Source organism: Streptomyces seoulensis, assembly GCF_022846655.1.
In the GTDB taxonomy this organism is placed as follows: Bacteria; Actinomycetota; Actinomycetes; order Streptomycetales; family Streptomycetaceae; genus Streptomyces.
Genome location: NZ_AP025667.1, coordinates 1056941 through 1078203, shown reverse-complemented (window position 1 = coordinate 1078203; position 21263 = coordinate 1056941). Strand labels below are relative to the sequence as shown.

Annotated in this window: 23 protein-coding genes and 1 tRNA gene; 12 read left to right on the top strand and 12 right to left on the bottom strand. The window is 73.8% G+C overall.

Annotation, left to right across the window (positions count from 1 at the left end; genetic code table 11):
- Positions 1 to 19: 19 nt before the first annotated feature.
- The gene (locus HEK131_RS04990) at positions 20 to 1630 is read right to left on the bottom strand and encodes a dynamin family protein (protein ID WP_244333814.1); all 1611 of its coding nucleotides are present in this window, start codon (positions 1628 to 1630) and stop codon (positions 20 to 22) included.
- A 271-nt stretch (positions 1631 to 1901) separates the two neighbouring features.
- Between HEK131_RS04990 and HEK131_RS04985 the strand changes: the two genes are divergently transcribed.
- Positions 1902 to 1974, top strand: a tRNA-Arg gene (locus HEK131_RS04985).
- 184 nt (positions 1975 to 2158) lie between these two features.
- On the opposite strand, the gene HEK131_RS04980 is transcribed toward HEK131_RS04985, so the two are convergent.
- Positions 2159 to 2605: a hypothetical protein gene (locus HEK131_RS04980; RefSeq protein WP_244333813.1), complete on the bottom strand. Its 447-nt coding sequence runs from the start codon at positions 2603 to 2605 to the stop codon at positions 2159 to 2161.
- A 415-nt stretch (positions 2606 to 3020) separates the two neighbouring features.
- Between HEK131_RS04980 and HEK131_RS04975 the strand changes: the two genes are divergently transcribed.
- Entirely contained in the window at positions 3021 to 3281 is a 261-nt protein-coding gene (locus HEK131_RS04975) for a hypothetical protein (protein ID WP_244333812.1), read from the top strand.
- Positions 3282 to 3310: 29 nt separating this feature from the next.
- Here HEK131_RS04975 and HEK131_RS04970 read toward each other — a convergent pair whose 3' ends face one another.
- A complete protein-coding gene (locus HEK131_RS04970) occupies positions 3311 to 3709 on the bottom strand; it encodes a hypothetical protein (RefSeq protein ID WP_244333811.1) in 399 nt (132 codons plus the stop codon).
- A gap of 160 nt (positions 3710 to 3869) precedes the next feature.
- On the opposite strand from HEK131_RS04970, the gene HEK131_RS04965 reads away from it, so the two are divergent.
- Together HEK131_RS04965 and HEK131_RS04960 are read left to right on the top strand one after the other, a co-directional pair.
- A complete protein-coding gene (locus HEK131_RS04965; protein WP_244333810.1) occupies positions 3870 to 4253 on the top strand; it encodes a DoxX family protein in 384 nt (127 codons plus the stop codon).
- A gap of 199 nt (positions 4254 to 4452) precedes the next feature.
- Complete coding sequence (locus HEK131_RS04960) at positions 4453 to 4764, top strand: chaplin (RefSeq protein ID WP_244333809.1); 312 nt, start codon at positions 4453 to 4455, stop codon at positions 4762 to 4764.
- A gap of 77 nt (positions 4765 to 4841) precedes the next feature.
- Here HEK131_RS04960 and HEK131_RS04955 read toward each other — a convergent pair whose 3' ends face one another.
- The 5 genes from HEK131_RS04955 to chpG all read right to left on the bottom strand — a co-directional run bounded on the left by HEK131_RS04955 (position 4842) and on the right by chpG (position 7658).
- Positions 4842 to 5708 (bottom strand): tyrosinase family protein, encoded by an 867-nt coding sequence (locus tag HEK131_RS04955; protein WP_244333808.1) that lies wholly within the window; start codon positions 5706 to 5708, stop codon positions 4842 to 4844.
- Positions 5692 to 6180, bottom strand: coding sequence for a tyrosinase cofactor (locus HEK131_RS04950; RefSeq protein ID WP_217465589.1), 489 nt, complete (start codon positions 6178 to 6180; stop codon positions 5692 to 5694). Before HEK131_RS04950 ends, HEK131_RS04955 begins: the two co-directional genes overlap by 17 nt.
- A gap of 98 nt (positions 6181 to 6278) precedes the next feature.
- Positions 6279 to 6770: a DUF5949 family protein gene (locus tag HEK131_RS04945; protein ID WP_244333807.1), complete on the bottom strand. Its 492-nt coding sequence runs from the start codon at positions 6768 to 6770 to the stop codon at positions 6279 to 6281.
- A 156-nt stretch (positions 6771 to 6926) separates the two neighbouring features.
- On the bottom strand, positions 6927 to 7214 hold the full coding sequence (locus HEK131_RS04940; protein ID WP_161149687.1) for a hypothetical protein: 288 nt from the start codon (positions 7212 to 7214) through the stop codon (positions 6927 to 6929).
- 204 nt (positions 7215 to 7418) lie between these two features.
- Entirely contained in the window at positions 7419 to 7658 is a 240-nt protein-coding gene (gene chpG / locus HEK131_RS04935; protein WP_030813959.1) for a chaplin ChpG, read from the bottom strand.
- Between the two features lie 568 nt (positions 7659 to 8226).
- Between chpG and HEK131_RS04930 the strand changes: the two genes are divergently transcribed.
- The 8 genes from HEK131_RS04930 (at position 8227) to HEK131_RS04895 (ending at position 17468) form a co-directional block, all read left to right on the top strand.
- Positions 8227 to 9390 (top strand): glycosyltransferase, encoded by a 1164-nt coding sequence (locus HEK131_RS04930; protein WP_244333806.1) that lies wholly within the window; start codon positions 8227 to 8229, stop codon positions 9388 to 9390.
- The gene (locus HEK131_RS04925) at positions 9387 to 10799 is read left to right on the top strand and encodes an exopolysaccharide biosynthesis polyprenyl glycosylphosphotransferase (RefSeq protein ID WP_432215610.1); all 1413 of its coding nucleotides are present in this window, start codon (positions 9387 to 9389) and stop codon (positions 10797 to 10799) included. The genes HEK131_RS04930 and HEK131_RS04925 overlap by 4 nt, the downstream gene beginning before the upstream one ends.
- A 3-nt stretch (positions 10800 to 10802) precedes the next feature.
- Positions 10803 to 12116 (top strand): O-antigen ligase family protein, encoded by a 1314-nt coding sequence (locus HEK131_RS04920; protein WP_244333805.1) that lies wholly within the window; start codon positions 10803 to 10805, stop codon positions 12114 to 12116.
- Entirely contained in the window at positions 12113 to 13771 is a 1659-nt protein-coding gene (locus HEK131_RS04915) for a lipid II flippase MurJ (RefSeq protein ID WP_244333804.1), read from the top strand. Before HEK131_RS04920 ends, HEK131_RS04915 begins: the two co-directional genes overlap by 4 nt.
- A 67-nt stretch (positions 13772 to 13838) precedes the next feature.
- Positions 13839 to 14528, top strand: coding sequence for a polysaccharide deacetylase family protein (locus HEK131_RS04910; RefSeq protein WP_244333803.1), 690 nt, complete (start codon positions 13839 to 13841; stop codon positions 14526 to 14528).
- Complete coding sequence (locus tag HEK131_RS04905) at positions 14528 to 15685, top strand: glycosyltransferase (protein ID WP_244333802.1); 1158 nt, start codon at positions 14528 to 14530, stop codon at positions 15683 to 15685. Before HEK131_RS04910 ends, HEK131_RS04905 begins: the two co-directional genes overlap by 1 nt.
- The gene (locus tag HEK131_RS04900) at positions 15682 to 16338 is read left to right on the top strand and encodes a lipopolysaccharide biosynthesis protein (RefSeq protein WP_244333801.1); all 657 of its coding nucleotides are present in this window, start codon (positions 15682 to 15684) and stop codon (positions 16336 to 16338) included. Before HEK131_RS04905 ends, HEK131_RS04900 begins: the two co-directional genes overlap by 4 nt.
- Positions 16335 to 17468, top strand: coding sequence for a GNAT family N-acetyltransferase (locus HEK131_RS04895; RefSeq protein WP_244333800.1), 1134 nt, complete (start codon positions 16335 to 16337; stop codon positions 17466 to 17468). The genes HEK131_RS04900 and HEK131_RS04895 overlap by 4 nt, the downstream gene beginning before the upstream one ends.
- Here HEK131_RS04895 and HEK131_RS04890 read toward each other — a convergent pair.
- From HEK131_RS04890 to HEK131_RS04875, 4 genes are all read right to left on the bottom strand, one after another.
- On the bottom strand, positions 17465 to 18757 hold the full coding sequence (locus tag HEK131_RS04890; protein WP_244333799.1) for a glycoside hydrolase family 26 protein: 1293 nt from the start codon (positions 18755 to 18757) through the stop codon (positions 17465 to 17467). The two genes, HEK131_RS04895 and HEK131_RS04890, sit on opposite strands and share 4 nt — an antisense overlap.
- A 305-nt stretch (positions 18758 to 19062) precedes the next feature.
- Entirely contained in the window at positions 19063 to 20088 is a 1026-nt protein-coding gene (locus tag HEK131_RS04885) for a chaplin family protein (RefSeq protein ID WP_244333798.1), read from the bottom strand.
- A gap of 121 nt (positions 20089 to 20209) precedes the next feature.
- Positions 20210 to 20437, bottom strand: a complete 228-nt coding sequence (gene chpD / locus HEK131_RS04880; RefSeq protein WP_217465617.1) for a chaplin ChpD — start codon at positions 20435 to 20437, stop codon at positions 20210 to 20212.
- Between the two features lie 269 nt (positions 20438 to 20706).
- On the bottom strand, positions 20707 to 21117 hold the full coding sequence (locus HEK131_RS04875; protein ID WP_217465601.1) for a rodlin: 411 nt from the start codon (positions 21115 to 21117) through the stop codon (positions 20707 to 20709).
- Between the last annotated feature and the right edge of the window lie 146 nt (positions 21118 to 21263).

Sequence of the window (21263 nt, the reverse complement as noted above, 5' to 3'; positions counted from 1 at the left end):
TGGCGACGGCGGTCACCGGTCACCTCTCCTTCTGCAGTACGGACAGCGCGGCGATGAGTTCGGCCTGCGACTCGGCGTGGACGTCCAGGGCGTCGAGCGGGGAGAGCCGGCGTTCCCGCTCGCCGTGCAGCACCCGGTCCACGTGCTCGGTGAGCAGGCGCCCGGCGCGGTCGCGCAGCCGCAGCGCGCCGTGCGCCCCGATCCGCTCGGCCAGCCCCTCGCCCGCCGTACGCGCCCGGCGTCCGCCGAGGACGACGGCGGCGGCGAGCGCGGCGACCGTCTCGGGTTCGGGGGCGTTGCCGCGTTCCAGCTCGCGGACCTCGTCCTCGGCGTACTCCTCCAGCTCGCGTCGCCAGCGCCGTACGGCGAGCCCGATGCGGTGCTCGGCGCCCTCCGGGGAGGGCTCGCGGTCGGCGAGTTCCGGGGCGCGGGCGGCGGGTTCGCGGCGCCACGCGTCGTCCACGCGCTCGTCGGCGGCGGTGACGGCGCACAGCAGCAGCGCGCCGAGGCTCTCCACGAGGGCGTCGAGGAGTTCACCGGCGGTGCAGTCCAGCGGGAAGGCGCGCCAGCGTTTGAGGGCGTCCCCGGCGAGGACGGTGCCGGACTGGAGCCTGCCGCGCACGCGCGTGTGCTCGCTGTCGTAGGCGCCGTCCACGGCGGTGGTGAGGCGGAGGGCGGCCGCGTACTGGGCGGCGGCCGCGCTCGCCAGCTCCGGCAGGCGGGCGCCCAGCGAGTCGAGCAGGCCGTACGCCGTCCGGGTGAGGGCGCTGCGGCGGGCGCCGGGGTCCTGGGCGTGGTGGTGCAGCCAGGTGCGCAGCGGGGCGACGGCGGAGGCGGGCAGCAGTCCGCCGCCCCCGGCCGACTCGGGCAGCTCGGGCACGGTGAACCTCGGCACCTCGCCGAGCCCGGCCTTGGTGAGCAGGGCGCCGTACTGGCGGGAGACCTCGGCGACGACCTGGTGGGGCACCCGGTCGAGGACGGTGATCAGGGTGGCCCGGTACTCCTTGGCGGTGCGCAGCAGGTGCCAGGGGACGGCGTCGGCGTAACGGGCGGCCGTCGTCACCATGATCCAGATGTCGGCGGCGCAGATCAGTTGGGCGGCGAGGACGCGGTTGTCGGCGATCAGCGAGTCGACGTCCGGGGCGTCGAGCAGGGCGAGCCCGCGCGGGAGGGTCTCGGCGGTCTCGACGCTCAGCACGCGCGCGTGGTCGTCGCCGGGGGCATCGCTGTCCTTGGCGGGTCTCTCCTGGTGAGGAACCCAGCGGCGGGTGAGGTCGGGGAGTACGCGCATGCCGCTGAACCAGTGCTGGTCCTCCGGGTGGCAGACGAGTACGGGGGTGCGGGTGGTCGGCCGGAGCACGCCCGCCTCCGTGACCCGCCGCCCGACCAGGGAGTTCACCAGGGTCGACTTGCCGGTCCCGGTCGACCCGCCGACGACGGCCAGCAGCGGCGCCTCGGGCGAGCGCAATCGGGGTACGAGGTAGTCGTCCAGTTGGGCGAGCAGCTCGTCCCGGTTGGCGCGCACGCGCGGGGCTCCCGCCAGGGGGAGCGGAAAGCGTGCGGCGGCGACACGGTCGCGCAGAGCAGCGAGTGCGTCGAGTAGCTGAGGGCGTACGTCCAAGGTCACCACATGTGAAGAATGCCCAATTTTAGGGGAATTCTGAAGCATATGGACATGCCTGCGCGCCGAATGGACAGACCGGACGGAAGGGACGACTGGGACGCGGGCCCCCTCCCGGCATAACGAGTGCACAACACCCGGCGCGTCTGGGCGCGAAAGCGATGCATGATTCGTACCCGCCTGCGATTATCTTGACCGCTTCACCGAACCTCCACATCGAGCCACGGAGGCGCGGCGACAAGGTCAAGGAACGGGGAGCTTTATCCTTGACCCGCACCAGGCCCCCGTAGCTCAGTGGATAGAGCAGGCGCCTTCTAAGCGCTTGGCCGCAGGTTCGAGTCCTGCCGGGGGCGCAAAACGGCCTCTCACCGGCGGTGACGCGTGAGGGGCCTTTTTCATGTCCTGATGCGGATCGCCGCGCCCCTGCGACCGGGGCCGGACCGTGGTCGCCGGGGCAGCTCGCGGCTTGATCCTGGTCTGATCCTGGTCACCGCCGGCAGGCCCCGGCGCCCCCTCCCTACTGGGGCGATCAGCGGTTCACTGCTTGACCGGCGGGCACGTACCCGTGTCCTCGCCGATGGAGTTGATCTCGGCGTTCGAGCGGGAGTCACCCGCGTAGTCGATCTGGTCCGTGCACTTCGTGCCGGAGTCCTTCGGCGTACCCGACGCCTCACCGGACTTCTGCACCGGCGGGCACGCACCCCTGTCCTCGCCGATGGAGTTGATCTCGGCGTTCGAGCGGGAGTCACCCGCGTAGTCGATCTGGTCCGTGCACTTCGTGTCGGACTTGGCGGGCGTGCCGGACGGCTTGTTCTCCGCGGTGTCGGACTGCGGGGCGTCGGACTGCGGGGTGCTCGTGGCCGTCGTCGGTGAGCTGCTCGCGGAAGAGGACGCGCCGCCGCCACCGTCGTTGTCGCATGCCGTCAGCGCCAGGCCGAGGGCCACCGCGGTCATGGTCAGTACCGAGATCTTCCGAGTGCGCATGCTGGTGCCTGTCCTCTGCGTGGGGCTGCCGCTCGTGGGGAGCGGGCGAGTGGGCCGGGCGACTGTTCGCCCGAGTGGCTTGCTGTTTCCCGAGACGGCCGGTGCCGGCGCCCCAGTTGCCTCTTGATCGTCTTCAGGACGCGTTCGTGACATGACAGTGGTCGCGCCGTGAAACCGCCCCAGCCGCCCCGTGAGGCCGGGAAGCCGCCCCTCGGCACACCGGGCGCCGATGGCCCGGGTCCACTCGTGCGCGGTCGACCGTTGACCGCTTCCGGACCCGAACCCGATCATGGCGCGCATGAGCAGAGACTGTGAAGTCATCGTCATCGCTCGCGGAGCCCGCGACGTGATGGAACCTCTTACCCAGCCCGACGAGCATCGCGAATGGCACCAGTGTTTTGACCTCATCCCTGGCATGGACGCATGGTCCATCGACTTCTGGCGACTCAACTGGGCAGGACTCCTGCCGCACCTGGAGCAGATGGCCTGGCCCAGCCCCGAGTCGGTCCAGGTCCTGCTCCGGGACCAGGACGACGAATGCTTCGGGCTCTGGATGCTGCACGAGGGCAGGCTGAGGGAGGTTCCACTCCCCTGCACCGCCAGGAAGGCCGACGACGTGGCTCCGCTGGGCTCGATACTCACCCGCACCGACCGGGAAGGATGCCCCGCCGACTGACGACCGACCCAGCGTCGTCGCCGGCCCGTTCACACCGGAATCCACCCCGGCCACTGCGGCGGGACGTTGCTCGCCGGGCACAGCCCGGAGTCCCCGGGGTACCCCGCCAAGGTCCCCCGGGACGCGAAGAACCACCACGCCGACCCCACCGTCACGAGGACCACCACCAGTGTGGGCAGCCAGCCGCGGACCACCTCCGGCGTGCCACGCGCCAGGCGTCGGCCGATCGCTCGCGCGAAGAGCCCGGCGAGCACCTCCGCTCCCACGATCACCGGGAGCAGGAGGTTGAGCTCGAAGCGGCCCCCGGCGTCGTACCCCGCGTCGCAGTACGCGCGGGCCCAGACGGTCAATGACCACGCGGCGCTGCCCACCAGAGCGCCGAACAGCGCGGAGGCCGCCCAAGGGAGGCAGGTGTCGGGTTCGTTCACGACAGGACACGACAACGGACACGCCACGGACGGTTCCGCCAAGGAACCGCGCGACGGCCGTCGGTACACGAGTTCCGCCGCGCCGGGGCATGTCACAAACCGCGGACATCAACCGTCCCACTCCTGGAAGCGATGCCGACCGGCAAGGGAAGTAGGACAGATGAACCTCGCTCTGTGGATCAGCGCCTGGCTGCTGGCCGGGCTGGCTCTCGCCGGAGGGGTCAGCAAGACCTTCGTACCGAAGGAGAAGCTGGCCTCCGTGCACGGGGGAGGGTGGACCGAGGGGGTCGGTGGCGGGAGCGTCAAGGCGCTCGGGGTGCTGGAACTGCTCGCCGCCGTCGGGCTCGTCCTGCCCGCGCTGGTCGGCCGGGTGCCCGTCATGGTGCCGGTGACCGCCGCCTGCTGGGTGCTGTTGATGATCGGCGCGATGCTCGCCCACGGCCGGCGCCGCGAGTTCGGCTTCGTGGCGCTGAACTTCGCCTACCTCGCGCTCGCCGCCTTCGTCGCCTGGGGACGGTTCGGGCCCGAGTCCTTCGCCGGATGACCCTCACCCGTACTCCCCGAAAAGACGCTCACGCGGCCGGACACACCGTCACGAATCACCCACCCCGGAGATTCGGTCCAGTAAAAGGGTGATCCCGCACCTTTCCCCCGTGACCACCTCTCCGGCGTGCCGTTGTACGGGAAGTGCGGCGGCGATTCCTGCCGCCTCCCCCTCCCCCGAGCGACATAAGGAGAACGTGATGTCTCGCATTGCGAAGGCAGCCGTCGTGGCCCTCGGCACCGGTGCCGTGATGGTCGGTGGCGCCGGTCTGGCGCTGGCCGACGCGAACGCCGGGGGCTCGGCCGTCGGCTCGCCCGGCGTGGGCTCCGGCAACGTGGTCCAGGTTCCGGTCAACATCCCGGTCAACCTGTGCGGCAACACCATCGACGTGGTCGGCCTGCTGAACCCGGCCTTCGGCAACACCTGCGCCAACGTCGGCGAGCCCACCGAGCCCGAGCCGGTGCAGGAGACGCCCGAGGGCGGTTACGGCGACAGCGGCTACGGCAACTGACACCTTCCCTCCGCGAAGAGCCCCGGCACCCTGAGCGCCGGGGCTCTTCGCATGCCCGCGCGGCATGCCCGCCCGCCTCAGGCGTACCGGTAGATCCCGCTCACGTCCTCCAGCGAGTCCGGGGTGACGTTCCACGGCGGCAGCTTGTCGAACCGGGCGACGACCCGGCCGCGCTGCTTGTCGCCGGGCGCGGGCTGGGCGGCCGGCAGGTACCGGTGGGTCTTGTGCGCCCGCTGCCAGCGGTACCACTGGAGGTCGAGGAAGGCGTGGTGCAGCCAGAACACCGGGTCGTTGACGGAGGCTCCGCCGAGCATCACGCCGCCGACCCAGCGGTGCACCCGGTTGTGGTTGTGCCAGGAGGCGCTGCCGCCGCCGGTCCCCCACCCCTCCAGCTTGTTGCGGAAGCCCCGGGTGACGGTCGAGTCCCACGGGGAGACGTCGTACGCCGGGTCGTCCAGGGCCCACTGCAGCTCGCTCCTGGTGGGCAGTTGGAGCGGGGAGGCGGCGCGGCCCAGGTCGCGGGTGAGGTACTTGCCGTCGGTGATGCCCTCCTTGATGGTCCAGTGCCCGGCCCCGTAGGCGAACGGCCCGGTCGTGACCTGCCGGTCGCTCTTGCGTCCGTTGCCGCCGAGGAGGTCCTTCGTCCAGGGCGCCGAGGTCGTGCCGCGGTCGCGCGTCCAGTCCCAGTACGGCACGGTCACCGAGGAGTCGACGCGGCGCAGCGCCCGCTCCAGCTCCAGCAGGAAGCGGCGGTGCCAGGGCAGGAAGGAGGGGGCCATGTGGGCGGCGCGCAGGCCCTTCTCGCCGTCCGCCGTGTAGTAGTCGATGTGCGTGCGGACGAAGTCGTCGTACTCGCCGCGCCGCTTCACCTCCAGCAGGGCGTTGACGAACCGCCGCCGCTCGCTCGCGGTGAGCGTGGCGGCGTTCTTACGCACGTACGCCATGCATGCCCCCCATCCCGTGTCCCGCGTGCTCGCCGCCGACCGGCCCCGGGGCCACTTCGCGCAGCCGCTGGCCGGGCCCGATCTCGTCCACGGCGGCACGGGCCGCTTCCAGCGGGGTGGCGTACGAGGTGTAGTGGTCGACCATGCTCATCCAGGTGCCGTCGGCGCGGCGCATCAGGTGCAGCGGGCGTCCGTCGACGGTGATCTGCCAGTCGCCCTCGCCCGCCCCGCGCGCGACCGCCGGAACCAGGAAGCCCTGGATGCGGTGGCCGCGGTAGGTCTCGTCGAAGGAGTTGTCGTCCCGGCCCTGGGCCGGGGGCAGCGGCCGGGAGGCGGCGACCACCGGGGCCAGCGCCAGGGCCGCCGCCGAGGCCAGCAGGCCGCGGGTCACCTCCCGTCGTGAGGGTCTGCCCGTACCCTCTCTGACCTGCCGTTCCGTCCCCACGGCCACACCACCGGCACCGACGACCATCGCTCACTCCCTCGTCCGCAGTTGGGCTGTCGACAGCGGTAACCGCGCGAGGGCGCCCGGAGTCACCGCCTGGAGGCCATCCGGGTAGGGAGCCGGGGTCAGGCGCGCAGGCTGCGGGCGGGCAGCTTGAGGTGGACGGCGGCGGTCAGGGTCTCGTCGGCACCGGCGAAGGCGACCAGCGCGGCGGGGTCGACCTCCACTCCGGGGCGGCCCTCGGGCCAGGGGCGGGTGGTGAAGACGAGGTGGGCGTGACCGCGCCGGGCGACGGCGTCCAGCCACTCGGGCGGGGCGGTGGCCTGGGCGACCAACTGGGGCAGCCGGACGACGGCCTGGCCGGCCTCGACGAGCAGGGAGACGGGGAGGCTGGGCCGGGTGGCGCCGTCGACGACGGTGCCGATGGACAGGCCGTTCATGGCCAGGAGTTGGGTGACGGCGGCCGAGGTGGCCTGCGGTCCGCCCTCGGCGTCCCCGAGGGAGTACGCCAGCAGGTAGGGCATGTCCATGCCGTCGGGGGCTTCGCCGCTCCAGGCCAGGACGACGAGGGTGCCGAGGTCCCCGGCGCGGAAGGCTTCGCTTGTGGTTGAGGTCACCGCGCGACCCTATCCACGGGCCGGGGCCCGGACGGGGCCCCGCTCACTCGTCCGGGGGACTGCCGGGAGGTGCTCCACACGATCGGGGGACGCGGCCTCGAACACGGCAGGAGGGCCGGTCCGCGCGGCGCGGACCGGCCCTCCTGCCACCGGGGCTCAGCTCTGCAGGGGCAGCCCGCCGAGCAGCGGGTTGTGCGAGTTCAGGGCGGTGGTGGCGCCCTTGACGGTGCTGAGGACGGAGTCCTTGTTCTCGGTGTTCAGCGCGTCCGACTGGTGCTGGAGCGGCATCACGTCACGCACCGTCAGTCCGCCCTTGGCGATCTGGTCGACGGCGCCGTTGACGCTGCTGGGCGTCAGGTCGCCGGAGTAGGCGAACGCGGGGGCGGCGACGCCGGCGAGGGCGACGGAACCGGCCAGGACGGCGGCGGCCTTCAGGGACTTCATCATGTTCCTCTCCTCGGCAACTCGCGTCGCCCGGGGTTTTCCGACGCCGTGCCTAACGAGTCGGGGCAGGGCCGGAAACCCTGTGTGCACAAGACATATGAGATTCCCCCGATGCAAGGGGGGGTGGTCACACATGAAAGCGGCCCGGCCGCCCACTCGCGCGGTAAGACGCGTGCGGACGGCCGGGCAGGGGTGCGTGACGACTCAGTCGTTGACGCAGGTGTTGCCGAAGGCCGGGTTCAGCAGGCCGATGACGTCGATGGTGTTGCCGCAGACGTTGACCGGCACGTGGACCGGGATCTGGACGACGTTGCCCGAGAGGACGCCCGGGGAGTTCGCGGCGACGGCCTGCGCGCCGGAGTCGGCAGCGGCGATACCGGCACCGCCGGCGACGGCCGCCACGGCGGCGGAGGTCAGGACCAGACCCTTCGCGATACGCGACATGGAGAGGTGCTCCTTGAAATTCGAGACAAACATCCGGGCGGGCTGCCCGACGCTGTGTCAACGCGTCCCACCCCGAGGGGTTGTGCCGCCAAAGGGGTGATCTGCGCGAGAAGCGCCGTGCCGGGTGCCGCGCGCTCGCGTCGTTGCGCCGTGCGGACCCCGGCGCTCACTAGAGTCACGGCCCTCTCCTCCGTACCAGGTCCGGACGCCGTGCGTGGCGGGCACCGGCTCACGCTTCCGGGAGGCACCGTGCCGCGCCGTCGTACGCCGGGCGCGCGGAAGCGGCCGGGCGGGGGTCCACCGGACGACGTACCGGAGCGCACGACCGGCGCGGCGGGGCGCGTACGGGTCCGGAGCCAGCCCGGCTACGCCGTGCCGTCCGGACGGGCGCCCGAGGATGGCCGATCTCGGCCGTGCCGCGCGTCCGCGGCGGTGACCCGCCGGGCCACCTGCTCGTTCCCCACCGGGACGCGGCGAGGGCCGGTGTGCTCTTCACCGCGGAGGACGCCCGGCAGCGAGGCGCGGTCCCGACCAGATCCGAGCGCCCTGTGAGCGAGGTACCCCGCCCATGCACCAGCCAGTTCCCGACGCCCGAGAACGCGTCCTGCATCTCGCGCAGCCCGTCGACGGCGGTGTCGCGCGGGTGGTTCTCGACCTGGCGCGGGCCCAGCTCGCGGCGGGCGTGCGCGTCGTGATCGCCTGCCCGGGCGGCCCGCTGGCCACGGAAGCACAGGAGATAGGCGCCGAGGTGCGGCTCTGGCGGGCCACCCGGTCCCCGGGGCCCGCACTCCCCGGCGAGGTACGGCGGCTCGCCCGCCTCGTCGGGGAGGTACGGCCCGCACTGGTGCACGCGCACAGCGCCAAGGCCGGTCTCGCCGCCCGGCTCGCCCTGCGCGGCCGGGTCCCGACCGTCTTCCAGCCGCACGCCTGGTCCTTCGAGGCCGTCGGCGGGGCCACCGCCGCGCTCGCCCTGCGCTGGGAGCGGTTCGCCGCGCGCTGGGCCGAGCGGGTGGTGTGTGTCAGCGAGGCGGAGCGTGCGACCGGCGTGCGCGCCGGGGTGCACGCCTCGTACACGGTGATCCCCAACGGCATCGACCTCGAACGCTTCTCCCCCGCGCCCGCCGCGGCGGCCCGCGCCGGACTGCCGGGGGAACTCGGGGCCGGCCCACTGGTGGTCTGCGTCGGGCGGCTGTGCCGGCAGAAGGGCCAGGACGTGCTGCTGGCCGCGTGGGAGCGGGTGCTGCGCGCGGTGCCGGAGGCCCGGCTGGTGCTGGTCGGCGACGGACCCGACCGGGAGACCCTCGGCCGACAGGCCCTCCCCGGCGTGCTGTTCGCCGGTGAGGTCGCCGATGTACGGCCCTGGTACCGGGCCGCCGACCTGGTGGTGCTGCCCTCCCGCTGGGAGGGCATGGCGCTGGCCCCGCTGGAGGCGCTGGCCTGCGCCCGGCCCGTCGTGCTCAGCGATGTCGACGGGGCCCGCGAGAGCCTGCCGTCCGGGCTCGCCGGGCGCTGTCTGGTGCCGTCCGAGGACCCGGCCGCGCTGGCCGCCGCCGTGACCGGGCTGCTGTCCGACGCGCCGCTGCGCGCGGAACTCGGCGCCCAGGGCCGCCGGCACGTCCTGAACACGCACGACGTGCGGCTGACCGCCGAGCGGATCGCGGACCTCTACCGCGGCCTCCTCGGCCCCCGGCCGGCCGTGTCCTTTGAGTGCAGGGAGTCGACCCACCCGTGACCGCGGAAAGCATCGTCCCCTCCCCCAGCGCCTCCGGCATGGAGTCCGGGTACGCCGGAAGCACCGTCCGGCCCGTACCGGGCTTCCGGTTCCCGGTCCGGCGCCCGCACTCCCCCACCGACTCACCGGTGCCGCGGCTCGCCGCCGACCTGGCCGCTGCGCTCGCGGGCGCGGCCGCGCTGGACGCGTCCGTGCGGCGGCCGTTCGTCGTGGTGGCGCTGGTCGGCGCCGCCCTGCTGCTGCGGCCGCGCCCGCCGCGCGCGGTGACCGGTGTGCTCGACGAACTCCCCTCCGTCTGCGGCCGGATCGCGGTGGTCTGGCTGGCGCTCGGCACGCTGGCCGCCGCCCAGCACCCGGACCGCGCCCTGTCCCTGACCGCCCTGCTGCTCGGCTGGTCCGTGCACGCGGCGGTGGCCTGCGCGGGCCGGGCGCTCGTGCACCGGCGGCGCCGGGTGCTGCGGCTGCGGCAGCCGAGCACGGCGCTGGTGATCGGCCCCGCCGCGACCGCCCAGCGGGTGGCGTCCGCGCTGCTGCGGCAGCCGGACTGCGGGGTACGTCCCGTGGGCGTGGTCACCGACCACCCGGACGGCAGCGCCGGACTCCCCGTGCTGACCTCGGGTGAGCAGGTGGAGCGGGCGCTCATCCAGAACGGCGTGGGCACCGTGCTCACCGTCGACCCCGCCGTGCGCACCGAGAAGGGCCCGCTGCTGCGGGCGCTCGCCGAGTCGGGCTGCGCCGTGTGGGAGGTGGACGCGGACTGCCCGGCGTACGAGATGCGCGAGCAGCTCGCCGGGTTCTCCGTGCGCCGCCTCGACCTCGGCGCGGGGCGCCGCGGCAGCCTCGGCAAGCGGCTGCTGGACATCGGGGCGTCGGGGGCCCTGCTGCTGCTCGCCGCCCCGCTGCTGCTCGGCTGCGCGCTGGTGCTGCGGCTCGTCGAGGGGCCCGGCGTGGTGTTCCGGCAGGAGCGCATCGGCCAGGACGGGCGCCCCTTCACCCTGCTGAAGTTCCGCACCCACCGCCCGGTGGACGAAGGGGAGTCGGCGACCCGGTGGAGCATCGCGGGCGAGCAGCGGATGAACCCGTTCTGCCGGTTCCTGCGCCGCACGTCGCTGGACGAGCTGCTCCAGCTCTGGAACGTCTTCCGGGGCGACATGAGCCTGGTCGGCCCGCGCCCCGAACGCCCCTACTTCGTGACCCAGTTCAGCCAGTGCTACCCCGGTTACGCCGCCCGGCACCGGATGCGGGTGGGCATCACGGGGCTGGCGCAGGTCAGCGGGTTGCGCGGGGACACCTCGATCGAGGACCGGGCCCGCTACGACAACGCCTACATCGACAACTGGTCGCTGTGGCAGGACATCTGCATCCTGCTGCGCACCGCGGCCGCCGTCATGCGGTCCACCGGGAGCTGACGGATGAGCCTCGTGCTGCCGCTCGGCCGCCCCCGGCACTGGTCCCCGGTGCTGCCGGTGCTCGCCGTGCTCGCCCTGCTCGCGCTGCCCCTCGCCTCCAGCGAGGGGGGCGGCGCCGGCCCCGCCGACGCGGCGTCCGCGCTGGTGGTCGGCGCCTGCGTGCTGCGGCTGCTGCGGGAGCGGGCCCGCCCGCTGTCCGCCAGGTCCGCGCTGGTGCTGGGGCTGCCGGTGGCCGGGGCGGCGCTGGCGGCGATGGGCGCCGCCTCACCGGGCGCCGGGCTGGCCGGACTCGGCCGCTACCTCCAGGTCTTCGTCCTGGTCCCGGCCGCCGTACTGCTCCTGATCCGCGACCGCCGGGACTTCCGGCTGCTGGCCTGGGCGCTGGTGGGGCTCGCGCTGTGGCAGGGAGCGGTCGGCGTCAAGCAGTACGCCACCGGGACCGGTGCCTCCTACCAGGGCCGGATGATCCGCGCGGTCGGGACCTTCGGGCCGTACGACGTGATGGGCATGGCCACCGTGGTGGCGTTCGGGCTGCTGTGCGCGGTGGGACTGGCACTGGGGAAGGCGCCGGTGCGCGAGCGGGCGGTCGCGGCGGTGTGCGCGTCGGCGCTGCTGGTGCCGCTGGCGCTCTCCTTCAGCCGGGGCGCGTGGATCGCCACGGCCGTCACCCTCACCGCCCAACTGCTGCTGGCCGGGGTGCGCCGGGCGCTGAAGGTGGGCGCGGTCGTGGTCGCGGCCGGCGTGGTGCTGGTCGGCGGTCTCGGGGTGGGTACGGCGATGCTCCAGGAGCGGATCGACAGCATCACCAAGGTCGCCGACGCCCCGGACCAGTCGGTCACCGACCGGTACACCATGTGGGCGGCGGCCACCGGGATGTGGCGCGAACACCCGCTGACCGGAGTCGGGTTGAAGGGCTTCCCCGAGTACCGGGACGGGCACGCCTCGCTCGCGCTGTCCTCGGGCAGCGACACCGAGGGCGCGGGCGTGGGCTTCCGCAGGCAGCCGTTGCTGTCCCCGCACAACATGTATCTGCTGGTCCTCGCCGAGCAGGGGCTGATCGGGCTGCTGTGCCTGGCGGGCGGCTGGCTGGCCCTGCTGACGCTCGGGCTGCGCGGACTGCGGGCGGCCCACCGCTCGGGCCGGGGCCTGGACTGCGCGCTGATCGGCTGCGGCCTGCTGCTCTGGCAGCTCGTCGACTTCGTGTACGCCGACATCGGCGGCCCCTCCACCGTGCTGACGGCCGTGTGCCTCGGGCTGGTGGCGTGGTGGGCGCTGGTGGGCGCCGGACCGGCCGCGCCGGACGGGGGTGCGCGATGACGCTGACGCCCGCTCCGGGACCGGGGACGACCGAGTGGAAGCCTGCGCCGCCCGAGCCCGAACACGCCCCGGTGACCCGGCGTTTCCTCGCCAGGGCCGCCCTGCTCACCGCCTCCCTGTCCGCCGCCGGGGCGCTGCTCGGGCTGGTCCGGGACCAGTCGCTGGCCCGGCTGTTCGGGGCCGGGCAGGACACCGACGCGTTCCTGGTCGCCTGGACGGTGCCCGAGTTCGCGGCCACGCTGCTGATCGAGGACGGGCTGGCGTTCGCGCTGATCCCGGCGTTCAGCATGGCGCTCGCTCGCCGCGCCCAGGGCGCTCCGGGGGACCCCGTACGGGCACTGGTCGCGGGCACGCTGCCCCGGCTGATGCTGGCCTTCACCGTGGTGGGGGCGGTGCTCGCGGCCGGTGCGCCGCAGCTCGTGCGGGTCCTGGCGCCCGGCCTGCCAGACCCGGCCCTCGCGGTGGACTGCACCCGGCTCACCGCGACCTGCGTGCTCACCTTCGGGCTCGCCGGGTACTTCAGCGCGGCCCTGCGCGCCCACCGCCGCTTCCTGGCCCCGGCCGCGATCTACGTCGCGTACAACACGGGCATCGTCACGGCGATGTTCGCGCTCGGCGGGGTCTGGGGGGTGCGGTCGGCGGCGTTCGGGGTCGCTGCGGGCGGGGTGCTGATGGTCCTCACCCAACTGCCCTTCCTGGTGGCCCGGTTACGCAGTCGCCTGCCCGAGGACCCGACCCCGGCCGTCCCCTTGGCCAAGCCGCACTCGGTGGACCTGCCGCTGATGGCGACCGTGCTGCTGTTCGCGCTGTGCCGCCAGTCGCAGGTGCTGATCGAGCGGTTCCTCGCCTCCAGCCTGCCGTCCGGGGCCATCTCGCACCTGAACTACGCGCAGAAGATCGCGCAGATCCCCATGACGATGTCGATGATGCTGTGCACGATCACCTTCCCGGTGGTCGCGCGGGCGCTCGCCGAGGGCGACACCGAGCGGGCCCGCGTCCGGGTGGAGCGGGACCTCGCGGTCGCCTCCGGACTGGTGCTGCTCGGCACGGCGGCGGTCGTGGCCTGCGCCCCGCAGATCGTGCAACTCCTCTTCCAGCGCGGCGCGTTCACGGCCGAGGACACGGCGGCGACGGCGGGCGTGATGCGCGTCTACGCCGTCGGCCTGCTCGGCCAGACCCTGACCGGCGTCCTGGTCCGCTCCTACTTCTCGGCGGGCCGCCCCACCTGGTACCCGCTGGGCGCCATGACCGCCGGCGTGCTCGCCACCTGCGCCATCGGCGCGGCCACCGTCGGCACCTGGGGCGTCACCGGGATCGCCGCGGCCAACGCCACCGGCATCACCCTCACCGCCGCCCTGCTGCTCTCCGGGATGCGCCGCCCCCGGCACGGCAGACGGCGCGGGGTGCCGATCCGCACCCGACACGTGCTGGGCGAGCTGAGCCGCCCGGCCGGCGCCGCCCTCGGGGCCGGCCTGGCCGGGGCCTGGGCGGCGACCCTGCCCGCCGGACCTCTCGCCGGGCTCGCCGCCGGGGGCCTCACCGTGACCACCGTCTTCGTCCTGCTCGGCTGGGCCCTGGGCGCCCAGGGCTTCGCACCCGCCCTCCGTTCCGTCCGCACCCACACCCGAAGGCTCGCCCATGCCGTCTTCCGTTGAGTCCGAGACAGTCCTCCGCGCCGGCTTCTCGGGACCGGGCAGAGGAAGCCCCGTCCCGTGGATCGCCATGTACCACTCCGTCGGCGACTGCTCCGACGACCCCTACCGCGTCACCATCACCCCGGCCCGGCTCGAGCGCCAGCTCCGCTGGCTGCGCGGGCGGGGGCTGCGGGGCGTGTCGGTCGGCGAGCTGCTGGCCGCCCGCGCGCGGGGCGCCGGGCGCGGTCTTGTCGGGCTCACCTTCGACGACGGGTACGCCGACTTCGTCACCGACGCCCTCGCGCTGCTGGCCCGCTGGGAGTGCACGGCCACCCTGTTCGTGCTGCCCGGCAGGCTGGGCGGGGAGAACACCTGGGACCCGCTCGGCCCGCGCAAACCCCTGCTGACCGCCGACGCCGTGCGCCGGGCTCACCGGGCCGGGGTGGAGATCGGCTCCCACGGCCTGACCCACCTCGACCTCACCGGCGCCGACGACGCCACCCTGCACGCCGAGGTCGCCGACAGCCGGGCCCTGCTGACCGAGCTGACCGGTGCCCCGGTCGAGGGCTTCTGCTACCCCTACGGCACGGTCGACCAGCGTGCCGTGGACGCGGTGCGCGCGGCCGGTTACCGCTACGCCTGCGCCATCGACCCCGGCGAGCTGAGCGGCCCGCACGTCCTGCCCCGCGTGCACGTCGGGCAGGACGACAACGCCCTGCGGCTGTTCCTGAAGTACCGGCTGCACCGGCTGCGCCGCCGACCCGTGGCGGGGCTGTGATGCGGGCGCTGCACATCATCACCGGCCTCGGGATCGGCGGCGCCGAGCAGCAACTCCGGCTTCTGCTGCGCCACCTGCCCGTCGAGTGCGACGTGGTCACGCTGACCAACCCCGGCCCGGTGGCCGCCGGGCTGCGGGCCGACGGGGTACGGGTGGCCGACCTCGCCATGGGCGGCAACCGGGACCTGGCCGCGCTGCCGAGGCTGGCCCGGCTGATCCGGCGCGGCCGCTACGACCTGGTCCACACCCACCTCTACCGGGCCTGTCTGTACGGCCGGCTGGCGGCCCGGCTCGCCGGGGTGCGCGCGGTCGTCGCCACCGAACACTCCCTGGGCGATTCACAGATGGAGGGCCGTCCGCTCAACTCCGGTGTACGCGCGCTCTATCTGGCCGGAGAGCGGCTGGGCCGGTCGACCGTCGCCGTCTCCCCCACGGTCGCCGCCCGCCTGAACCGCTGGGGCGTGCCCGAGCCGCGCATCGCGGTCGTCCCCAACGGCATCGACCTCGAACCCTTCCGCTTCGACGCGGAGCGCCGCCTGCGCGTCCGCGCCCGACTCGGCATTCCCGAGGACGCGTTCGTGATCGGCGGTGTCGGCCGGCTGGCCCCCGGCAAGCGCTTCGACATCCTGGTGGGAGCACTCACCCGACTTCCCGATGATTGCCGCCTGTTACTGGTGGGCGGCGGTCCCGAGGAAGGCGCACTGCGCCGCGCCGCCGCCACGGCCGCAGTGGCCGACCGGGTGGTGTTCACCGGCGAGGTGCCCGGCCTCCCCGACGGCTCGCCCGGCCCGGACCTGCCCGCGCTGACCTCCGCGATGGACGTGCTCGCCGCCCCCTCCCCGGAGGAGGCGTTCGGCCTGGCCGTGGTCGAGGCGCTCGCCGCCGGGCTCCCGGTGCGCTACGCCTCCTGCCCCGCCGTCGAGGACCTGCCGCCCGAAGCCGCCCCCGACGCCGTGCGCGTACGCGGCGGAGCCCCGGAGTACGCCGCCGCGCTCGCCGGGGTCCGCGCCGCAGGCCCCGGCCCGCGCACCGTCCCGGAGGCGGCCCGCCACTACTGCATCACCCGCAGCGCCGCCCGACTGATGGACGTCTACGCGTCCGCGCTCACCCGTACCGTCCCCTCGCCCCGACACCCTCACGGAGGCAGCCCCTCATGACCGAGACTCCCAACCGGCGCCACCGCACCGGCCGTCTGCCGGGCTCCCGTTCCCTGCCGCCGTGGTCACTGGTGGCCGCCGGGGTCGTCGCGGGCGGGCTGATCGGCGGCGGTTACGGCCTGCTGAAGCCGCCCGCGTACACCGCGACCAGCTACGTCATCGCCGTCCCCGCCGAGCGCTCCGACACCTCCACCGCGCTCGGCTTCGCCCAGGCGTACGGCAGGGTCGCCACCCAGCTCGCGGTGCTCGGCGAGGCGCAGGCGCGGGCCGGGGTGCCGGTGGCGACCCTGGAGAAGAGCGTGCGCACGGCCACCTCGCCGGACGCCCCGATGGTCGCCGTCTCCGCCACCTCCGACCAGCCGGCCCAGGCCGCCGCCATGGCCGACGCGGTGGCCGCGGCGCTCACCGAGCAGGCCGACGCGAGCAAGAAGGCCACCCGTGTCGAACTGCTGCAGTTCTCCCGCGCGGTCCGGCCGACCGAACCCTCCTCGGCGTCCGCCGGGGTGACCGCGCTGGTCGGCGCGGGCGCGGGCGGCCTGCTCGGCGGGCTCGCGCTGCTGGTCCGGCCGGGCCGCCGGGAGGAACCCGACAGCGCCCTCCCGGCCCCGCTGCCCGGCCCCGCCTTCGCCGCCGACGCCCACGGCCGGCTGTGACGGCGACGTACGCGGCACGCCCGGCCTTCCTCGAGCGTCCCGCGCTCACCACCGAACTTCTCACCGACGAAGCCGAGTTCGCGGCCCTCGCCCCGGCCTGGGGCCGGCTGTACCGGCGGTGCGCCACCGCGACCCCGTTCCAGAGCCACGCGTGGCTGCACTCCTGGTGGCTGTCCTACGGCCGGCCGGGACGGCTCCGCGTGCTGCTGGTCCGCTCCGGCCGCGACCTGCTCGCCGCCGCCCCCCTGACCCTGACCCGGCACCCGCTGCCCGCGCTGGTCCCGCTCGGCGGCACGGTCTCCGACTACGGCGACGTCCTGCTCGACGACGCCGACGACGGCCGCGCCCTCAGCGCCCTGACCGAGGCCCTGTGGACGGCGGCCCGCACCGCGCTGATCGACCTGCGCGAGGTGCGCCCCGGCGGCACGGCGGAACGCGTCTACGACCGCTGGCGCGGCCCCCGCCGACGGCTGCCGGACTCCCTGTGCCTGGAACTGCCCCCGGTGCCCATGGACGAGTTGCTCGCCCGGCTGCCGTCCGGCAAGGCCCAGCGGGTGCGCGCCAAGCTGCGCAAACTGGCCGCGCTCGGGGTGGCCCGGCACACGGCCGGTCCCGGCGAGGCGGAGGGCGCGGTGGCCAGGCTGCTGGAGCTGCACCGGCTCCAGTGGCAGGACCGGAAGGTCACGCCCGAGCATCTGCGGCCCCGCTTCCAGGAGCACCTGGTGCGCGCGGTCGAGCCGATGGTGCGCTCCGGGGACGCGGTGGTGACCGAGTTCCGCATCGGCGACGAGGTGCTCGCCGTCGACCTCACCCTGCTCTCCCCGAGCCTCGCGGGCGGATACCTCTACGGCGCCCACCCCTCCCTGCGCGAACGCAAGGCGGACGTCGCCGTCATGCTGCTGGACGCGTGCGCCGCGCACACCGCCGCGGGCGCCCACGGCACGCTGAGCCTGATGCGCGGCGATGAACCGTACAAGCACCACTGGCGCCCCGACCCGGCCCCCAGCGGGCGCCTGCTGCTGGCCCGCCGCCGCACCGCCCCGCTGCTGTCGGCCGCCCTGTACGACGCGGCCGCCCGGCGCCACGGCAAGGCGGCACTGGCCCGCCTCGGCGAGCGCCGGCCCGGCTAGCGGGAGCCCGGCACCCGGTCGAAGCGGAGGCAGATCCGGCCCCCGGCCCAGAACTCCACCCAGTCACCCAGCGCCAGTTCCGAACAGTCGGCGGGCGACTTGGTCCCGGAGGAGGCACCCGGGTCCGGCTCCGGGGTGGGTGTGGGGCTCGGCGTCGGGCTGACCGGTGCGGTCGGGCTCGGCTTCGGGGTGGGAGTGGGGGTCGGGGTGGGCGTCGGGGGCGCTGTGGGGGTCGGTGTCGGCGTCGGCTGGTCGGTACGGCCGTACAGCGTCGACCGGTACACCTTGGCCGCCCTCGGATTCGTCGGGCACTGCCACACGCCGTGCGGGCAGTAGTCGGTGAGAGTGTTGTACAGCGGCTTGTGCTCGTCCATCCACGCGAGCATCCGCCGCATGTACTCGGGGTTGTCGCCGTTGCGGAACAGCCCCCACTCCGGGTACGACACCGGCTTGCCGTGCGCCTTGGCGAAGTCCACCTGGGCCTGGAGGCCGTAGGGCTCGCTGATCTGCTCGTCGAAGGGCATGCCGGCGGGCTGGTCGTAGGAGTCCATGCCGACGATGTCGACGGCGTCGTCGCCGGGGTAGCACTCGGTCCACGGCACGGCGTCCCGGCCTCTGCTGGGCGCGAAGTCGAAACGGAACCGCTGCCCCGGCACCGAGCGCATGGTGGTGACGATGCGCTTCCAGTACGTCTTCCACGCCTCGGGGTCGGGCCCGCAGCGGTGGGTGTAGGTGATGCCGTTCATCTCCCAGCCGAGCACGAGCACCGTGTCGGGTACGCCGAGCCGGACCAGCTTCTCGGCCAGCGTGCGGAAGTGCTGGTCGAACTGTCCGGCGGCGGCCTGCCGCAGCAGCAGCCGTACCTGCGCGTCGGACAGATGCTCCTCGTTGCGCTCCTGCAGGGGCACGTTGAGGACGAGGGTGCGCTCTGGCTTCTCGCGCCGCCAGTGCGCCCACGGTTCCAGGAAACCGGGCGAGCCCTCGATGTCGCTCCAGCGGCCGCCCGGCAGATAGGTGTGCGCGACCTTCAGCTCGGCGCCGCCCAGCCAGTGGCTCAGTCCGGGAATCCGGGCGATCCCGAGCGGTCCGGAGTCGAGGAACGCGCCGAAGTCGGGGCCCGTCCTGGCAGCGGGGGGTGCCGCGGTCGCGGTCGGCGCGGGGGTCGGTTCCGGGGCCGTCCGGTGCGGTCCGGCCGCGAAGCCGGGGCCGGCCAGGAGGACCGACACGGTGATCGCCGCGGCCAGCACGGACGTCCGTCCGCGCCGGGTCCTGCGCCACTGTGGAGCCATGTTCGGCCCCTCCCTCCGCCGTCCCTGCCCTCGCGCCTTGCGCGGCGCCTTCACTGACACCCAGTCACACCCGCCGGGTGCGCGCCAGCGCGGTTACCGCGTGCGGGTGGCCGGGGCCCCCGCGTGGGTGAACGGCGAAGGCCCCGCCGGAGTTCTCCGTGCGGGGCCGCTCGGCTGGCCGCTCCCGGCCCGACGGCGTGGCGAGGTGCCGGACGGGAAACGGCCCGAAAGGATGCTGTACGGCGCCGTGGCGGTACGGCGCCGTCACCCCTGGGTGCCGGGCGCTCGGGTCCGGCACCCGGTGGTCACCGGTGGCGGGACGTGGTCCGGCCGCGGCGGTACAGCAGGACTCCACCGGCGATCAGCACGGCGCTGGCGGCCGAAGTGGCCCACATCGCCCGCGAGTCACCACCGGTGTGCGGAAGGGTGGGCGGCGTGGTGTGTCCGCCAGGAGGCGGTGTGGTGTGACCTCCCGGAGGGGGCGTGGTGTGCCCGCCGGGAGGTGGTGTCGTGTGACCTCCGGGCGGAGGCGTGGTGTGGCCACCCGGAGGAGGAGTGGTCTCCTCGCCGCCATAGGGCGGAGGCGTGCTGTGCCCGCCCGGAGGAGGCGTGGTCTCCTCGCCCCCGTAGGGCGGAGGGGTGCTGTGCCCGGTCGGCGGAGGCGTGGTCTCCTCACCTCCGTAGGGCGGAGGCGTGGTCTCCTCACCCCCGTAGGGCGGGGGCGTCGTCTCGTCGTCGCCGTACGACGGAGGCGGCGTGGTCTCGTCGTCGTGTCCGTACGACGGCGGGGGCGTCGTCTCCTCGTCGTCGCCGTACGACGGAGGCGGCGTCGTCTCGTCGTCGCTCCCGTACGACGGAGGCGGCGTCGTCTCCTCGTCGTCCCCGTACGAGGCGGGCGCGGTCGTCTCCGGGGCGCTCGGCTCGTCGTGGCCGTAGGACGGCGGAGGAGTGGTTTCCTCGTCCTTCCCGTACGACGCGGGCGGTGTGGTCTCCACCTCGGAGCCGTACGCGGGCGGCGTCGTCGTCGGCGCGCTCGGCTCGTCGTCACCGTAGGAGGCGTGCGGGGCCTTGGTCGGCGCCTTCGAGATCGCCGCGTCGACGCAGGCGTTGCCGAGGGCGGGGTTGAGCGCGGCCGCCACGTCGACGGTGTTCCCGCAGATGTTGACCGGGACGTGCACCGGCAGGTGGGCGGTGTTGCCGGACAGCACGCCGGGAGAGCCCTGTGCGGCTCCGTGCGCTCCCGTATCGGCGAGCGCCTGACTGACGTACAAGGACAGCACACCCGTCGCGGCGGCGGCCACGACCATGCCCTTGCTCAGGGTCTGTCGCAATCTCGTGGTCTTCCTGCTCGAAGAAGTGGGAAGGCCGGCCCCGGAACGCAGATTCAAAATGGATCAACGGTCCGGGGCCGGCCTGAACGCAGCCGTGGGGCTGGTACCTGGCGGTTGTGCGTCAGTCGTTGACGCAGGCGTTGCCGAACGCCGGGTTGAGCAGGCCGATCACGTCGATGGAGTTGCCACAGACGTTGACCGGGATGTGGATCGGGACCTGGATCACGTTGCCGGACAGCACACCCGGCGAACCGACCGCGGCACCCTCGGCACCGGCGTCGGCGAAGGCGGGAGCCGCCCCACCCAGAGCCAGGATGGCGCCGGCGATGACAGCAGCGCTCTTCTTCATGGTCTTTCCCTTCTCTGCGGTCATGCACAGTGACGGCCGAAACCGAGCGAGCACAACTGAGCGGCTCGCACCATGACCGGCAGGCTGTAGAACGAGGGATAGACGGCGGAAGAAACCACTGAACGCGAGTCGCCCGTCAATTCACTCGAACGCCCCCAGGGAATTGACAGGTTGGAGCAACCCGGAGGCCCTGGAAAAGGGCGACGAAAAAAGCCCGGACAGCACGGTTTCCCGTGCCGCCGGGCGATTTCCGGAGCGCTGAGCGTGCGTCAGTCGTTCGCGACGCCGTTGCCCGCGAGGACGGAGATGTCGTCGAGCACGTGCGAGAGCGGCTCGTCGTTCTTCGCCTGGGTGGAGTTCTCGGCGCACTGCTGGTTCTGCGGGGAGGACAGGACGGGGATGTCCTGGACACCGACGTTGACCAGGGCCAGCACCGACTGGACGTTCGCCTTGACCGGCAGGCCGACGCAGAGCTTGTTCAGCGAGCTCTGCACCAGCGTGGCCTGCGGGCTGAGGTCGCCGTTGGTCACGTTGTTGCCGAACGCCTCCGTGGCGCCGTTGCCGCTGAACGACGTGGTGCCCGTGTCGTTGCCGATGGCAAGCGCCTGAGGGGCCGCCGCCGCCGACACGCCCACGAAGGACGCGGCGACCGCCGCCGCGGCCATTGCCTTCTTCAGCATTTCGCTTTCCTTTCCTGGCTGCTCGCCAGACGTTCGTTCCTGCGGAGACATCAACCGGTGGGGCGCCGATTGGTTGCGGTAAGTCACCCGATCGGATCGATCCCGGTGCACGGAGGAGACGGAATTCCCCCGGCCGCGCACAGCCG

Coding starts and splice junctions, on each gene's coding strand:
- HEK131_RS04980 (WP_244333813.1), bottom strand. CDS start 2,605: ATGCGCACTCGGAAGATCTCGGTACTGACCATGACCGCGGTGGCCCTC.
- HEK131_RS04975 (WP_244333812.1), top strand. CDS start 3,021: ATGGACGCATGGTCCATCGACTTCTGGCGACTCAACTGGGCAGGACTC.
- HEK131_RS04965 (WP_244333810.1), top strand. CDS start 3,870: ATGAACCTCGCTCTGTGGATCAGCGCCTGGCTGCTGGCCGGGCTGGCT.
- HEK131_RS04960 (WP_244333809.1), top strand. CDS start 4,453: ATGTCTCGCATTGCGAAGGCAGCCGTCGTGGCCCTCGGCACCGGTGCC.
- HEK131_RS04955 (WP_244333808.1), bottom strand. CDS start 5,708: ATGGCGTACGTGCGTAAGAACGCCGCCACGCTCACCGCGAGCGAGCGG.
- HEK131_RS04950 (WP_217465589.1), bottom strand. CDS start 6,180: ATGGTCGTCGGTGCCGGTGGTGTGGCCGTGGGGACGGAACGGCAGGTC.
- HEK131_RS04940 (WP_161149687.1), bottom strand. CDS start 7,214: ATGAAGTCCCTGAAGGCCGCCGCCGTCCTGGCCGGTTCCGTCGCCCTC.
- chpG (WP_030813959.1), bottom strand. CDS start 7,658: ATGTCGCGTATCGCGAAGGGTCTGGTCCTGACCTCCGCCGCCGTGGCG.
- HEK131_RS04930 (WP_244333806.1), top strand. CDS start 8,227: ATGCACCAGCCAGTTCCCGACGCCCGAGAACGCGTCCTGCATCTCGCG.
- HEK131_RS04920 (WP_244333805.1), top strand. CDS start 10,803: ATGAGCCTCGTGCTGCCGCTCGGCCGCCCCCGGCACTGGTCCCCGGTG.
- HEK131_RS04915 (WP_244333804.1), top strand. CDS start 12,113: ATGACGCTGACGCCCGCTCCGGGACCGGGGACGACCGAGTGGAAGCCT.
- HEK131_RS04910 (WP_244333803.1), top strand. CDS start 13,839: ATGTACCACTCCGTCGGCGACTGCTCCGACGACCCCTACCGCGTCACC.
- HEK131_RS04905 (WP_244333802.1), top strand. CDS start 14,528: ATGCGGGCGCTGCACATCATCACCGGCCTCGGGATCGGCGGCGCCGAG.
- HEK131_RS04900 (WP_244333801.1), top strand. CDS start 15,682: ATGACCGAGACTCCCAACCGGCGCCACCGCACCGGCCGTCTGCCGGGC.
- HEK131_RS04890 (WP_244333799.1), bottom strand. CDS start 18,757: ATGGCTCCACAGTGGCGCAGGACCCGGCGCGGACGGACGTCCGTGCTG.
- chpD (WP_217465617.1), bottom strand. CDS start 20,437: ATGAAGAAGAGCGCTGCTGTCATCGCCGGCGCCATCCTGGCTCTGGGT.
- HEK131_RS04875 (WP_217465601.1), bottom strand. CDS start 21,117: ATGCTGAAGAAGGCAATGGCCGCGGCGGCGGTCGCCGCGTCCTTCGTG.